Genomic DNA, 15,443 nt, shown 5'->3' on the forward strand with positions numbered 1-15,443 from the left:
CAGCACAAAAATGTTATGCAACCGTGACAGTAAGCGTTTAGCATGAGAAGAATCCATTATTGGGCAGGTCTGAGCAGGTAAAGGTCATGGCAGGTAATAAAAATATCATAAACAAAGTCAGCTTAGCTGGCTCGGATTTCACGATGTTATTAAAAAAAGCGCTTATGATGTCAGCGCTGCTACTCACAAGTGTCCTAACTACCAATGTCGCTCATAGCGCATGGTTTGAGCGTTTGATTCCGCAAGGTGAGACCTATACGGTACGAGAGATAGATCGTGATTTGGCATTTGTGATTGATGGTTTTATCTATGATGCGCGTACGTCTTGTTTTTTGGCAGTGGGCGATCGGGTGATATTTTTTGAAGGGCGTCACGGTATCGACTATCGCGCGACGATTTATGATTTGGATTCGCGTGAGCGTTGTAATCTACTATTGCGCGGTCGGCTGTATCAGGAGTAACTCGTAACTCCTGCTGATAGTTAGTTATCGACGAATCGATTTTATTCTTAAAGTCTCATTTCCTAAAGTCTCATTATAGGCTGGTTATATCACTTACCATAAAAAGGTCATAAAATTTAAGCATAAAAAAACCCCAAACAGCGATGTTTAGGGTTTTTTAGAATTCTATAAACGAATGGTGGCTCGAGGCAGGATCGAACTGCCGACACACGGATTTTCAATCCGTTGCTCTACCTACTGAGCTATCGAGCCGTCTTCGTTGAGGACGCTATTAAACTAAATATACGCCCTGCTGTCAAGAAGTTTTTGCATTATCTGCTATAAAAACTCAAAAATAATCTGTTATGGCTTAATAAGGTGTTGGCATGAGTCAAATAAAGCTCATTAATCTTTGACACGCAATAGCTCATACTCGCTCATGATACGGTGAATATCCGCATCGACAGGGACAAACTCACGCACGCCTTTTTTGACCTCGGCATCATAGACCAGCTTGATGAACTTGGCGTCGATAGCACGTTTACGATTTTCGCGATGCACGGTGAGATATTGCAAGCGTTTGGCATTGGTTTGGCCATCATCAAAGCAGGCCACTGCGGCAATAGGCTTGTCATTAAACATCCCGACGTAGAGTGTCTGACCACGCTTAAAGCCTTGCTCGACGATGTTTAATACTTCTGCGCCACTAGGCTGCGCATCATCACTATCATACAAAGCATGCAGACGCTCAGACAGCTCATTTTCGCGCGCAGGCTTTTTGATCAGTGGAGCGTCCAAGCTGTTGATGGCAATCGCTTCTAAAGGCATAGTCGGCTCCTATAATATGATATAGCGCAGGATAGTAGGGCAGGCGCGGCCATGATTGATAATATTGAACACATTATTTTAGCAGAATACGATGATTTTGTGCTTGGTTTATGCCTTGGTCGTGGCAGTAGTTGTTGGGGTTTGCTATGATGAGGGTAGTGATTTATAGTCCATCCACTATAAAAATTAACCATACAGACTTATATCATCCTTGTATCTATTTAGGATAAGAAAGACAGTATCTATTTTTTAGCTATCTATGATAGCTATGAGCTTATTTAGTGATATTTTATCGTTCTCATATTTGGAACACGTCAGGCTTATTATTAGGCCTATTTTATTGTTTGCTTTTAACTTATAGAGAGTAGCCATGACAACTGATTCAAACCCAAACTCGAACTTAAACCTATACGGTCGTCCAGCGCGTACTGCGACTGTTGAGCGCAATACTGCTGAGACGCAAGTGACCTGTACTGTCAATCTTGATGGCACTGGACAAGGTACTGTAGACACTGGTGTGCCGTTTTTGGATCATATGATTGATCAAATCAAGCGTCACGGTCTGTTTGACTTAGACATCAAATGTACGGGTGATACTTACATCGATGATCACCACAGTGTCGAAGATACTGGTATTACGCTTGGACAAGCTTTTGCAAAAGCGCTGGGTGAGAAAAAAGGCATTCGTCGTTATGGTCATTTTTACGCACCACTCGATGAGTCGCTAACCCGTGCGGTCGTCGATCTCTCAGGTCGTCCCGGCCTGCATATGGACATTCCTTTTACCCGCTCACACGTGGGTACTTTTGATGTCGATTTATTTAGCGAGTTCTTCTTTGGTTTTGTCAACCATTCATGGATGACCATACATTTAGACAATCTAAAAGGCAAAAACAGCCATCATCAAATCGAATCTACCTTTAAAGCCTTTGCGCGTGCGCTGCGTATGGCGTGTGAATATGATGAGCGTGCATTGAATACCTTACCTTCGACCAAAGAAGCTTTCTAAGGTACAGCTAAGGCTATCAGCCAAGCTTGGCGTATTGCTCATAAAACCTGCGCTTGGCTGACTTGTAGCAAAATCTTGTTTACACCTTAGCAAAAACACGAGATTATATATATTAAAACGACTCAACAATGAGAACCAATTAATGACAAAAGTTGCACTATTAGACTATGGCATGGGCAATTTGCACTCTGCTAGCAAAGCATTATCAGCGGTAGGTGCGGAAGTTTCTATCACCAATGATCCAAAGGTTGTCGCGGCAGCGGACAAAATTGTCTTCCCTGGCGTCGGTGCGATGCGCGATTGTATGATTGGTATGACGGAGGCTGGCATTGATGAGGTCGTACGCCATGCTGTGTTTAATAAGCCTGTCATGGCCATCTGTGTTGGCATGCAGGCGCTATTCGAGCAGTCTGCTGAGAATGGCGGCACAGACTGTCTTGGTATCTTAGATGGTACTGTAGAGGCGTTCGATCCTACATGGAAAGACGAGCAAGGCGCGACCATCAAAGTGCCGCACATGGGCTGGAATACCATTAGCGGTATGGATTTTGATCATCCTTTATGGAATGGTGTTGAAGACAATGCGCACTTTTACTTCGTGCACAGCTATTACTGCGCGCCTGCCGATAGCACGCAAGTGGCTGCTGTTTGTGACTATGGTCAGCCGTTTTGTGCCAGTATTATCCAAGATAACTTATTTGCCACCCAGTTCCATCCAGAAAAAGCCACACCGCAGGCTTGCAACTGTTAAAGAACTTTGTAGAGTGGGATGTGTAGCCAGACCCACCTGACGCTTGTATCTGCTTAGACGCTGGTGTGCGGGTTTATAGGTCTGGTAGCGTTCCCTCTAAAACCGAGCGACCACCCCCAGACTTAGTCCGCAACGCTATCGTCGTTAGCAGGATATTGCTACGGAATTTGCGAACATGCAAACCTCTTGCGTTCGGACGAAGCAGTGCTTGGTTATTCCCTCACTCAGGGCTAAATCACACCCCAAGGCCGATTTAAAAAACTGCCTTTGATTCTTCATAAAAAGCACGCTTGCTAACCTTTGCCAACTATCGAATTGAAAAGTGCTATTCAGCATCAGCATTATCGGTTAGTCTAGAGCATCTCAAGTTTGGAACATCCCAGTGGACTTCACAATCTTTAAAATAAACATCATAGAGATAACCGGACTGGCCAAGGATGCTCTGCATATCTATGTTGGCGTCGGTGTCTATCTGCTATGTCTGCTCGTGCTGCTGCCTATTATCAAAAAGCAAAGTATCAGATCATTCATGGCTTTAATCGTGGTAACGGGCGTTGCTCTATTGGGTGAATATCTAGACAACCGCCATATCATTATACCTAGAGGGTTTTTTGCATTAGGAATGGTAGACATAAAGGCAAGCCTCCATGACTTGGTTAATACTTGTCTGCTGCCTTATGTGCTTTATGCATTGAATAAATGGACGACAATTTTTCATCCAACGGTTTTAGTGAGTGGGTCTTTGAAAAAACGATGATAGATGATTAGCAAATAACACAAACCAGTGATAGAAAAACGGTTAACATAAACGAATCAAAAAGCAAAAGACTCATTTTAAAGATTCTCTGAATCGAATCAAAGAGAGGTCAATATTATGCTTGTATTGAAACCGTGCACACCCTTGCTCATCAAGCGTTTGAACAATAACTGCATATCAAACAAACACCTTTTAATATTAACAGCGCTACTACTAAGCCTCGGTAGCTACCATTCTGCGATAGCCAGTCAAAGCGTCACTATTGATATGCGTAAGCCTATGTCTGCAGCACAATTGGCAGAATACAATCGCGATGGTATTGTCATTGACTACGACAACACTCCTGTATTAAAGCAGGTCTACGTGACCGCCAAAGACGGCGCAATTGCGCGCCAGTTACCGAGTGGTGCTGCAAAAAAGATTAAAGACTATCGTATTGGCACAAAGCTTGATGTCATCGAAGACAATCAACAGTGGTATGGGATTCGCGACAGTATTTTTAGACAGTACGATGAAGACTATGACGGCCAAGATAGGATGCAAATAGAGGTGGTCCGGTGGGAAAAGGTCTATATCAAGAAAGACCAGACTGGATTGCTTGATAGCATAGTACTGATGCCTAAAGACTTGAATATAGTGTCGCATTTATCAGTAGGCAAAAAAGATGAGTCCTTTGAAACTGGCAAAGCGCTTAATGATTACCTGAAAATTGAGCTGATAGATAAAGCATTGTTTGAAAAAAAACGACCGCTGGCTGTTGATTTTTTATCTCATAAAAACGCTATCAAAAAGCGCGACGGCGTGATATCCATTCAATTGGCTAAAGACTCATTAACACTGGTAGATAACAATTTAGAAGAAGATACAGAAAACTATCGCTATATCGGTCGAATTGATGATTTAGACCAGCATCTCGTTGCGGTGCGATATTGGGAGGGTCAAGGTTATCGAATGATAGATCAAGTCGAAGGCCACTTAACACAAGAGTTCTTAGATTACCCTTATATCTCGCCCAATAAAAAATACATCATCTCAGCCTACGCCAATCCATATGAGCAACAGACCGAGCTTGGACTGTATAAAATCGATGGTAGAGAGGTCAAACCTATTATCAGTGCAGGCTTGCAAAACTGGATGCCTACTATGGAGTCAGCAGATATATTTTGGGCGAGCGACGGCTATTTGTATTTGGCAGTGACTCATAGCGCCGCTTATTGGCAGGAAGACGGTAATCTTAATAATCGGTCACAGTATATTAGAATAAAAGTAGTTGATGGTGTTGCTACTCAATAATTACATGCTGCGACATGCTAACACTCTCTTTGTTATCGTATAATTGACGAATCACCTCAAGCGCTTAAATCAAGGACTCATAGATGTTGTTTACAGCGCAAAAAACGGACTAAATATTAGTCCGTGTTTTTGTTTCTATAATTAACCATTCCTACGATAAAGTGCTTTAAGAATTCTTATTTGCCGCCTCATCATAAAGCGCTCTTACCACTTCTCCAATCACTGCAATACCATCAGTGAGCGTCTGCTCGTCCGCAGCGATACTCATACGAATACATTCGTGCGCGTGCTGATAGTCGCTGACATCAACACCAGGGAAGAAGAACTGACTTGGTACGACGAGCGTGCCTTTTTCTTTAAGACGCTCATATAGCTCAAGCGTGGTAATCGGCAAGTCTTTAAACCATAGCCAAAAGAATATCGCACCCTCAGGCTTATGAATCATCAATGGATAATCACCCAGCGCTTCTTTTAAAAGTCTTACCGCCAGTGTTGCTTGCTGCTGATAAAACGGCTTGATGTCGTTGTCCGATAGCTGCTTGATACGATCGTTTTCTACCAGTGGCTTGGCAATGGCTGCACCAAAGCGGGTAGGGGCTAGATTGACCACCGCATTCATGGCACTGACCGCTGCGATCACTTCAGGAGCCGCGACGATGATGCCAGTGCGTACGCCTGGCAAGCCAATCTTGGAGAGACTAAAGCAAAGAATCGTATTGTCATCCCACGTCAGATGCGCATCTGAATAAATGATATTAGGGAAGGGCATACCATAAGCATTATCGATAATCAGCGGTACATCATAGCGTTTGGCAATCTCGGCTAAATGATCCATTTCCTCATCAGTCAACACGTTACCAGTTGGATTAGTCGGGCGCGAACAGCAAATGGCACCGATGCGACCTTCTTTGAGCGCAGGCAAGTTCTCTAATGCCTCAAAATCCACCCGATATTTAAAGAAGCCTTCTTCGCCATCATGAGTGACTTCATCGATATGCGGCAGGACTGCCATGAAGTGCTGACCATCGATGTGCACGTCGCTATAGCCAATGTATTCAGGGGCAAGCGGTAGCAAGATGGATTTGTCTACGGACTGGCTTTCTTTATCTTGACCATGCTCATCAAGCTTATTATCACTGAAGGCCCCGCCGAACAGATTGAACAAGAAGAAAAAAGCATTTTGCGAACCATTAGTTAGGGCGATATTTTCCGCGCTCAGATTCCAATCATAATGACGGTTAAAAAAGCCAACTAAGGCATCAATAAATTCAGCATCACCTTGCGGGTTGGAGTAGTTTGCCATACTAATAATGGCGCTACTATCAGGGTCACTAGCGTTACTGTCATTGCCAAGCGCTTGGTAAGTCTGCAAAAACAACTCATTCACCGCATCAATTTTGGCAGGATTACCACCGCCGAGCATATTGACCGGCTGATCGCTTTTTAGTGCATCGCCCAGATCGTCCATCAATTGTGAGATGCCAGTGGTTTGGGTGAACTTTTGACCAAATTTTGAGAATTTCATAAGATTACCGTGAGGTGTAGGAGGTTATTAATTGATAAAGTGGCGCCATTATAGCAAATGAGGGGGACAAGGTGAGTAAACAACCTTGCTTGGTGCAGACCTGAATATACAAGAGCTTGTCCGATGTCTAACAAACGCTAACACATCGTCAGCCGCAAGCCTTATATAGTAAGTGCTAAATAAAAGAGCTATTACTAAAAAAGGAGTACCTCATGAAAGCCGTATTACTCGATGAAAAAAGATTTGCTACCGACCTAGAGCGACCTACCCCAAAAAAAATAACCGACTACGTCACCTTTGAAGAAACCCCACAAGACAATCAAACCATCATTGAGCGCTGTCGAGATGCCGACATCATGATTAACGGCTCCCTACGTATCGAGCGTGAAGTGATTGAGGCGCTACCCAATCTCAAGCTCATCCAGCTCCTCTCTGTCGGCTCCAACCACATTGACAAACAAGCCTGCGAAGACCACGACGTCAAGCTCCTCAACGCACCGGATTTTGCCAGCGCCACCGTCGCCGAGCACACCATGATGCTACTACTCAGCGCCATGCGTGCCAGTATCCATTATCACAACAAAGTTAAAAGTGGCGAATGGAAGGAGAAGGGGCGAGCCGACATCATCGATGCTGAGGCCATTGACCTCGAGGGCTTAACCATCGGTATGATTGGTATCGGTGACATTGGTAAGCGGATTACTAAGCTTGCCAAAGCCTATGACATGAATGTCCTATGGGCAGAGCGCCAAGGTCGCAAGCCTCGTAATGACAACTACACCGACTTTGAAACCGTCCTGAGCAAGTCCGATGTCATCACCATACATTGCCCGCTCACCGAGGAAACCAAACATCTCATTAACCAAGACACCCTAAGCAAAATGAGCAAAAAACCGCTACTGGTCAACGTCGCCCGTGGCAAGATTGTCGATAGCGAGGCCTTAGCTAGCGCAGTCAAACAGGAGCAAATACTCGGCTATGCTACTGACGTATTTGAAAATGAACCTGCTGGCGAAAATGACCCGATTGTCCAGCTCGCTAATGAAGGTCATCCTCGCATCATTCTAACCCCGCATATGGGTGCAGGAAGCCGAGCCTCGCAAGTCAAACTATGGAAGATAATCACTCGGCAAATCAATGACTTTATTGAAAATAATCAGAGTTAAAGTGGCTGGGATGTGAATTGAGAAGAGTTTGGTTTGCGGTTTTGGGGTTTGATGTTTTGGAGCTAATCTCGCCATCCGCTCATATCTTATATGCCCACTAGCGCGGTGACTAAAGGCTGATAGTGTTCCTGTTGCCTCGATATGAGGAGGGAAACAGTAAGTGTCTGGGAGACACTTACCCCGACGCAAGAGAAAATCTATGATTTTCTGGAAAGCCAAGTCCACGCAAACCAGTGGTCACATAAGTATACCCGCTACTGTCGAGGCTAAACCGCTCTCCAAGGCGAGTATTGGTAGTTTGACAGAGCATTGTTAAAAAATAAGACAAGAATAAATAAAAATTTTCATTGTCTTAGATAAGACACGACAATAGTTGACGTATCTAAACTAGGCATCATTGATTTGCTGTGTATAAGTGTTCAAAATAAAATGAACTTATTTTGAAGGTGAAAGATTTTGGAAACGTTATTTAGAGTAATTGGTGTTCTCATGTTGAGCTTTACAAGCTTATGCCTAGTAGATAGTAATACTAGAGGAAATCCAACAATAAATAAATTTTTTTCTAATATACAAGACAGTTATAACAAATTAAATAAAAATCTTGAAATACTGTCATTTACAGCTGGCCTCAAAGCACTGCGTGAACTTTATGGATGGGCAAGCCTCCTATTCTTTACACTTTTTTTAATCATCAGTAAATTCATAGGTACAGATTCAGGTTATGTGTCCTTCTTAGTATTTGCATTCGTATTTATGAGCTGGTTTTCAATAAACTGGTTTATTGACCATAAGAACACTATATTTAGAAGATCAGGAAATATTGTTTTAGTAATTCTTAGTCCAATAATATTAGGAGGTTTCGATTTATTGACAGGAGAGAACTTAACGTCAGGTTTTTACATTGCGATAGCCGACAGCTTAAGCATTATATTTCCGAGTTTTAGCACTATATTATCAAACACAGGTATGAGTTTTAACAGTCCAATTATATCAAGTGTAATTCTTTCATTAGTATTTTTATTGATTTTTCTGATCTACTATTTAGTTATGTGGATTTTTACTTTACCAATATTTTTAATTGCATTGGTAACTGCAAGCTTACCAATACAATTTGCTCGTGCTACATCTTGGGCTAATAAAGAAAATCCATTTTTCTGGTTTGCTATAGTCATTTCAACCACAATTAGTGTGTGGTTAATAATTTGAAGTGTTCAATAATTCTAGATACTACTTGATAGGATAAATGATGTTATACAGTTTAATAGTGAGGCTTACGAATTAGTCGACTTTTTGGGAAATGGAGGTATGGGTCAAGTATTTTTAATAGAAGAGCAAAATACTAATAGCCAGTTTGCTATGAAAACCCTAACTAACTTTTTACCAGATGATGAAAACTATCGTTCTCTTATCAATGAATGGGAAAAAGCTCAAGAGATAGATCATAAAAATGTTATACGTTATCTCGGTTTTGATAGTGGTAACGCTGCTAACCGTTCACCATTCATTGTTATGGATCTAGCACATGATGGTATAGTCGGTCTTTTATAAATAAGATACAATACTATTAAAACTAAGAGAAAGATATTAATAACGATGACTTATTCTGCAGACTTCCGGGCGCAAGTGATCAAAAGCGTCAAAAACAAAGACATGACTATTCGTGAAGCGTGTACTTTCTATGACGTTAGCAAGACGGCATTACAACGCTGGTTGAAAAACCCAACAATCAAACAATCTCGGGATAAAGCACCCAGTAAAATACCAAATGAAGACTTCTTCAAGACGTTGCGCAATATCCAGACGATTACATGTATGAGCGAGCACAGCGTTTAAATTGTAGCAAATCAGGCATTGAGATTGCCTTAAAGCGTCTTGGTATCAGTCAAAAAAAGACCTTGGAACATCCAAAAGCCTGTCCGATCAAAAGAGCGATATTCCAGAGTAGGCTTGATCACTTTAAACAGCAAGGCTATCCCATTGTCTATATGGATGAAAGCGGCTTTGAGCACGAGACTATCCGCTCTCATGGCTATGCACCGATAGGTACACCCTGTATAGATAGCTACAACTGGCAAGCAAAAAAGCGTACGAATGTCATCGGGGCATTGTATGAAAAAATGCTGTTTGCGCTTGATTACTTTGAGCAGAATATTAACAGCACCATATTCTACAACTGGTGCAAACGAACACTAATCCCAAGCCTTAAAACCAAATGCGTTATTGTCATGGATAATGCTCGGTTTCATAAAAATAAGCGTATCCAAAAACTACTCAACAGACATGGTCATCGTATTTTGTGGCTACCACCGTACAGTCCTGATCTTAATCCCATTGAAAAGAAATGGGCTCAAGCTAAGTTTCTACGCCAAGGCTGGATGGAGAATAATCTGCCTAAGCTATTTCATGATATGGGTTGTATCTCTTTTATTGTGGATTGACTATACTTTGCAAAATTTCTTAGACAAACAAAATGAACTTCTAAAAGAATAAGCTTGTTTGCAAATTTTCCATCAGATTGTCGATGGTATGGAAGCAATCAATTCTGTTCTAATTCATAGAGATATTAAGCCAGATAATATATTTATTGACAATGGTATTTTGAAAATCGCTGATTTTGGGTTAGCAAAAGTGGTGCAAGAAAGAACTCGCTCTAGAACTTTTAAAGGATGGGGGACTGCTCCATATACAGCTCCTGAAGCTTTTCGTTCTGAGAAAAATACTATTCAAATGGATATGTACTCAATAGGTCATGTGTTTTTTCAGATTGCAGGTCTAAGGCATGCTTTTGGTAATCAAGCTGATTGGGAAAAAGCTCATTTAACTATGATACCTCCAGCATTGAATAGTATTAATTCGGGTGGTGTTCTAAAAAGTATGCTAGCGATAGAAGTCAATAAGAAATCTATGCTAAGTTCTCTGATTCTATAGGGCTTTAAAGGCTTCAAAAATTGTTCAAGTTTTAATCAGCATACTTTTTGACACACCACCTTAATTCGAATATATCGCCAAAAGTAGCAAGTGTTGTTGACAGGCTTATTGAAAAAAAGCCAAATGACCGTTATCAGAATTGGAGTGATGTTAGAAAGGACTTACAGGCTGCTACTAGTAATGTAGGTAATAATAAAGAATATGTGAATATTTTACTCCAGAAAAAGTTAAATTTGGACTTGAGAAATAAAGAAGATTTAACTAAAAAACAGATTGAAGCTGAAAAAATTCAAAGACGAAGAGATATATTGAGTTATCAATTTGAACAAGCTATTAAACGCCCAATAGTAGAGCTAGTTAACCAGTTAAATGCCACCTTACGATCAGATGAATCAGTAAAGTTAACTCAAACTTCTAATAAAGGAGATTTTTCTCTTAAATTACCGTTCAATGGAAAAGAAGTAAACATATGGTTTAGCGAAATAGATGAGTCTGATTTTAGAGAGTATTCTAAGGAGACAATGTGGGGTGATAACGTCAAATCGATTACTAAACCCAGTCTAAAAGGTAGACCAGTAATGGCATGGGGAGCAATAGAAGCTTCTAATGGGAGAGGTTTAAATATCTTGTTGGTTGAATCCGAAGACGATGAATACGGCGATTGGTATATTTTGGAGAACTCAGACAATGGATTGTCTCGTAATCAAAATAGACGTGAAACACCTTTTGCATTTAAAAGACAAGAGTTAAGAAAAGAGATTTTTCATGTAGGAGTAATGCACATTTATAATATGCGAGCTAAACTATTAAGTACTGATTCATTGATTAGATTTATAACCCAAGCTCTTTAGTTTTATAGGTTTAAATGTCTTAAACTAACTTTAAGTAAGTAACGTTTTAGCCCTGATAGTAGCGGTTATCCTGACGGGCTAGGCGAGTTGCGGACGTATCGTTTTGAGATGGTCTCGAGGTAACAGGAACGGCTCAAACGATAACGACAGAAAATCATAGATTTTCTCTTGCGTCAGGGCGAAGCAGTGCTTCACTTAATCCTTCCTCACGCCTAGGCTGACAGATAATAGCGGATAGCAGGATTAGCTACAAATAATCCGCCATCAATTCTTACTAAACTTTCAACAATCAAAAAATCCCCTTTAAGGGATTTTTCCTTGCGAAGCTAAAATTGCAGTGCAATTTTTTAACGCTTCTCACCTCATATCATCGCCCGCACCCTTGCCATAATCCCGCGTCCAATCACCAAGCGCACATAGATAATAGCAATGCCAAATAGCAAGGCAACTAACGCCGCACCGCCAATGCCTAAGCTTGCCCACGGCACACTATAGCGTAAGTCAAACCATTGGGTAATCGCAGCCCATGCGCCAACGCTGGCGATAATGACCGCAAATGTCGCCGCACTAATACCAAGCACCCCAAGCTCTAAGATATTGAGCATATACAAGTCACGCTTTTGCATACCTAATAGCCTGAACGAAGCGCTTTCTTGCATGCGATCTTGCGAGGTAGAGAGGAGCGAGCTAATCAATACCATGACACCCGTCAGCAATGCCAGTAGCGTGAAGACATAGACCAAGCGGCTCATTTGTACTACCAGCTCTTGGACTTGCTGAGCGATTGCCGTACCATCGATAGTAGTCACTGCGGGGAACTGGCGTACCAACTCACCTTGCAGATCTGGAATCCCATCGGCTGGTACGTGGGCGGTGGCAAATTGAATTTGCGGTGCACTTGATAATACCGACGGCTCAAATAAGAAATAAAAGAAAGGACTCGGCCCGCGCTCAAAACGTGAACGGATACTGGTAATCTGTCCTGTCAGCTCAATACCTTGTATATTAAAGCGAATTTCATCGCCCATGCCGACACCTAGCATGCCTGCGGCGGTGTCCAAAATAGAGAGCGGCTGTACTTGTTGCAGTGCTGATGACCGCGTTGATTGAAGGCCATCTTGATCGGCAATAGGCGCGTAAAGCTGGTCATCTACTACCGCATCAGTGATGAACTCGGTATCCATCACCGTATCGGCATAGCTTAAATTAAAGACGCGCGTCGGATCATCAAAGCCATCGGCGACTTCGATATCTTGCGCAGGTACCCCATTAGCGGTCACCACGCGTGCGCGAATCACAGGATAGTAGCTTACTGGCGCACCAATGATGGTGTTAATCTCATCGTGCTGGTCACTCTGCACATCTAATAAAAATAAATTGGGCGCATCATCAGGATATGCATTGATAAACTGCGCATTGATGCTGTGGTTGAGCGTGGTAATGAGCGTGAGGACAGCGACTGACAGCGATAGGGTAACGAAAAACAGCGCGGATTGATTGCCTTTGCGCGCCAGATTATGAATGGCAATGCGCTGCATCCAACTGACATTGGTATTGGTCGCCAACTTGGTCAGTAGCCATAGCCAAACCCGTGCCAATAGCCAAAATATTGCCACGAAACCAATTAAACCGAGCAGTATCTGTGCACCCAGTTTTAACGAACCGACTTCATAGGCAAAAAACGCATACAGTCCTATGAGCATCAGTCCATACCATAGGAGCGGTAGGCGTCGATACCAAGGCAAGTTTTGCGATTGTTGGCTAGCACCTTGATTGAGTAAGGTTGCAGGCTTGGTATCATCAAGGCTACTAAGACCGCGCTGGGTGATGAGCAAGGTCAATATTAAAGCGATGATAATGGTTTTGATAATACTAAGTGGATTGATGGCTAGGCCAATATCGGCAGGCAAGATAGCGGATAGATAAGGCTGACCAACTTTCAGCAGTGCAAGACTGAGCACCACTGCCGCCACACAGGCAATGATGGAGGTGGTCATTAATAGGCGATAATAGCTGACTTTGATCTCACCAATCGGCTCGCCCACAGCCAGACGAATCGCATTATTAGATTGTTGCTTGGTGACAAAGGCCGTGATAACTCCATACATTGCCACTGCAGATAGCAGCAATACGGCGATGACCAATAGCTTCAAAAACATCAACACATTATCAGAGATACGCGAGACTGAAGTATCGGCAGAGTCGGCATCAGAAAGCTCAATGTCAGGATAGCCTTCTAATATTTGCTCAAGCTGCGTCTGCTGCGCTGCCATTGACTCGCTATCACCTGCCAGCTCAATACGATAATTGATGCGGCTACGCTGACCCAACAGATTTGTCGCTTCTAACGCGTCCTCTTGCATCATGACCCGCCCGCCAAAGCCAAAGGCGGTCAATGGACGGTCAGGCTCTTTCGTCAGTACATCACTGATCGTAAACTGCGCCTCGCCAATGGTGATGCGATCACCGATGTCAGCGTTTAAGCTTTTGAGTACTTCGGGTGCGACGACCACATTATCTACAGTCAGCTGTTCCCAAAGCGGCAGCCCTGAAGCGAGCTCGACCTCTCCATATAACGGATAAGCAGGGGAGACGGCTTTGACGCGGGCAAGCAGCGTTTGCTCATCATTGACGATCATCGCATTAAACTGATAATCATAAACGACTTGAGTCTCAGCGACCGTTTCTACTTGCGTTAATACCTCGCTTGGAAACGCTTGCTTACTGTTTAAGATCAAGTCGCCACCGACCAGCGCGCGCTGATTGTCAGTGATATAGCTATCAACAGACTGCTGGATAGAGTCGAGGGTCAGGTAGGTGGCAAGCGATAGCGTGAGCGTTAATAAAAACAACACCGGATATACCCAGCGTCGCCACCAGCTGCGACTCAATGCTTGCGAGCCTAGATTGCGAGTAAATAGCTGGCTTATCATGCCACCAGAATAATTTGACTCTTTATCCATAGTGTCAGCGTTTTCAGTAACGGATGTGGGGCTGCTAGCCGCTGGTTTGTTGTCTGTTAACTTATTATTCATTAAGATAAAATCCGGCCATCATGCATGGTAATGACTCGATCTGCCATTTCAGCAAGCGCAGGATCGTGAGTCACGACGACGAGGGCTGAGCCAGTTTGCTGGCGCAAATCCAATAGCAGATTCATGACTTGATCGGCGTTTTGCTCATCCAAGTTGCCTGTGGGCTCATCAGCGAAGACGATTTTGGGACGCGAAACCAAAGCGCGTGCGACGGCTGTGCGTTGCTGTTCACCGCCTGATAGCTGATTGGGCAGGCTGTTGCGTCTGTGACCCAAATCAACGGCTTCAATCAATTCATCCACTCGCGCTTTGTCTGGACGCCGAGCAATATCGAGTGGAAAGGCAATGTTTTCCGCGACTGTCAATGTTGGCAGCAAGTGAAACGACTGAAACACAAAGCCCATTTCACGCTGACGAATGGCGGCAAGCGCATCTTCATCAAGGGCGCTTAAGGTTTTATCAGCCAGCTGAACCGAGCCGCTATCGGGATAATCTAGCGCTGCTAATAGTCCTAACAAGGTGGACTTACCCGAGCCAGACTTACCCATAATGACCACAAACTCGCCAGCATCGATATCAATACTGACATCTTTGATAATAGACAGCGACTGCTCTCCGACTTGCACGGTTTTATTTAAGTTTGCGGCGGTTAGTAAGGCTTGCTGTGTAGAATTTGATGTAGATTCTGGTTTTGATGTTGGTGCAGTCGAATTTGATAAGGTCATTACAGGGTCTCAGTTGACGTATGGTCAGTTATTTACGCTGGCTTTTTAGGTATAGTTGATACACTTTAAAAATGACATAGCGCTACTGGGATGAATTTTGCGCAGCCTCTGGGAACGCAGCACGCAAGTAAAATT

15 protein-coding genes, 1 tRNA gene and 1 pseudogene are annotated in these 15,443 nt (G+C 43.0%); 12 read left to right on the top strand and 5 right to left on the bottom strand.

Going from position 1 to position 15,443, the window contains the following annotated elements:
* The first annotated feature begins 86 nt into the window (after window positions 1–86).
* Window positions 87–461 (top strand): hypothetical protein, encoded by a 375-nt coding sequence (locus tag JMY01_RS13285; RefSeq protein WP_201576688.1) that lies wholly within the window; start codon window positions 87–89, stop codon window positions 459–461.
* 176 nt (window positions 462–637) lie between these two features.
* Here JMY01_RS13285 and JMY01_RS13290 read toward each other — a convergent pair.
* Window positions 638–713, bottom strand: a tRNA-Phe gene (locus tag JMY01_RS13290).
* Window positions 714–845: 132 nt separating this feature from the next.
* Window positions 846–1,268: an acetyl-CoA sensor PanZ family protein gene (locus JMY01_RS13295; RefSeq protein ID WP_201576698.1), complete on the bottom strand. Its 423-nt coding sequence runs from the start codon at window positions 1,266–1,268 to the stop codon at window positions 846–848.
* Window positions 1,269–1,638: 370 nt separating this feature from the next.
* Between JMY01_RS13295 and hisB the strand changes: the two genes are divergently transcribed.
* The 4 genes and pseudogenes from hisB (at window position 1,639) to JMY01_RS13315 (ending at window position 5,078) form a co-directional block, all read left to right on the top strand.
* Window positions 1,639–2,277 (top strand): imidazoleglycerol-phosphate dehydratase HisB, encoded by a 639-nt coding sequence (gene hisB, locus JMY01_RS13300; RefSeq protein WP_201576701.1) that lies wholly within the window; start codon window positions 1,639–1,641, stop codon window positions 2,275–2,277.
* A 142-nt stretch (window positions 2,278–2,419) separates the two neighbouring features.
* Window positions 2,420–3,054: pseudogene (gene hisH / locus JMY01_RS13305) on the top strand (imidazole glycerol phosphate synthase subunit HisH).
* Between the two features lie 356 nt (window positions 3,055–3,410).
* The gene (locus tag JMY01_RS13310) at window positions 3,411–3,785 is read left to right on the top strand and encodes a hypothetical protein (RefSeq protein ID WP_201576703.1); all 375 of its coding nucleotides are present in this window, start codon (window positions 3,411–3,413) and stop codon (window positions 3,783–3,785) included.
* Window positions 3,786–3,902: 117 nt separating this feature from the next.
* A complete protein-coding gene (locus JMY01_RS13315) occupies window positions 3,903–5,078 on the top strand; it encodes a hypothetical protein (RefSeq protein ID WP_201576704.1) in 1,176 nt (391 codons plus the stop codon).
* A gap of 166 nt (window positions 5,079–5,244) precedes the next feature.
* On the opposite strand, the gene JMY01_RS13320 is transcribed toward JMY01_RS13315, so the two are convergent.
* Window positions 5,245–6,603, bottom strand: coding sequence for a valine--pyruvate transaminase (locus JMY01_RS13320; RefSeq protein ID WP_201576705.1), 1,359 nt, complete (start codon window positions 6,601–6,603; stop codon window positions 5,245–5,247).
* Window positions 6,604–6,815: 212 nt separating this feature from the next.
* On the opposite strand from JMY01_RS13320, the gene JMY01_RS13325 reads away from it, so the two are divergent.
* The 7 genes from JMY01_RS13325 (at window position 6,816) to JMY01_RS13350 (ending at window position 11,548) form a co-directional block, all read left to right on the top strand.
* Window positions 6,816–7,769 carry an NAD(P)-dependent oxidoreductase gene (locus tag JMY01_RS13325; RefSeq protein WP_201576706.1) on the top strand — a complete coding sequence of 318 codons (954 nt, stop codon included), beginning with the start codon at window positions 6,816–6,818 and terminating at the stop codon, window positions 7,767–7,769.
* A gap of 456 nt (window positions 7,770–8,225) precedes the next feature.
* Window positions 8,226–8,975 carry a hypothetical protein gene (locus tag JMY01_RS13330; protein WP_201576707.1) on the top strand — a complete coding sequence of 250 codons (750 nt, stop codon included), beginning with the start codon at window positions 8,226–8,228 and terminating at the stop codon, window positions 8,973–8,975.
* A gap of 45 nt (window positions 8,976–9,020) precedes the next feature.
* Window positions 9,021–9,317, top strand: a complete 297-nt coding sequence (locus JMY01_RS13335; protein WP_227678051.1) for a protein kinase — start codon at window positions 9,021–9,023, stop codon at window positions 9,315–9,317.
* A 45-nt stretch (window positions 9,318–9,362) separates the two neighbouring features.
* Entirely contained in the window at window positions 9,363–9,602 is a 240-nt protein-coding gene (locus JMY01_RS14190) for a transposase (RefSeq protein WP_227677680.1), read from the top strand.
* Window positions 9,578–10,207 carry an IS630 family transposase gene (locus JMY01_RS13340; protein WP_227677928.1) on the top strand — a complete coding sequence of 210 codons (630 nt, stop codon included), beginning with the start codon at window positions 9,578–9,580 and terminating at the stop codon, window positions 10,205–10,207. Before JMY01_RS14190 ends, JMY01_RS13340 begins: the two co-directional genes overlap by 25 nt.
* Before the next feature lie 58 nt (window positions 10,208–10,265).
* Window positions 10,266–10,697, top strand: coding sequence for a protein kinase (locus JMY01_RS13345; RefSeq protein ID WP_227677929.1), 432 nt, complete (start codon window positions 10,266–10,268; stop codon window positions 10,695–10,697).
* Between the two features lie 47 nt (window positions 10,698–10,744).
* Window positions 10,745–11,548 (top strand): hypothetical protein, encoded by an 804-nt coding sequence (locus tag JMY01_RS13350; RefSeq protein WP_201576723.1) that lies wholly within the window; start codon window positions 10,745–10,747, stop codon window positions 11,546–11,548.
* Window positions 11,549–11,910: 362 nt separating this feature from the next.
* Here the strand turns inward: JMY01_RS13350 and JMY01_RS13355 are convergent, their stop codons facing one another.
* The gene (locus JMY01_RS13355) at window positions 11,911–14,583 is read right to left on the bottom strand and encodes an ABC transporter permease (RefSeq protein WP_227677931.1); all 2,673 of its coding nucleotides are present in this window, start codon (window positions 14,581–14,583) and stop codon (window positions 11,911–11,913) included.
* Window positions 14,583–15,308, bottom strand: a complete 726-nt coding sequence (locus tag JMY01_RS13360; RefSeq protein ID WP_201576725.1) for an ABC transporter ATP-binding protein — start codon at window positions 15,306–15,308, stop codon at window positions 14,583–14,585. The genes JMY01_RS13355 and JMY01_RS13360 overlap by 1 nt, the downstream gene beginning before the upstream one ends.
* Window positions 15,309–15,443 lie beyond the last annotated feature (135 nt).

It is taken from the genome of Psychrobacter sp. H8-1 (genome assembly GCF_904846575.1).
GTDB classification, from domain to species: Bacteria; Pseudomonadota; Gammaproteobacteria; order Pseudomonadales; family Moraxellaceae; genus Psychrobacter; species Psychrobacter fulvigenes.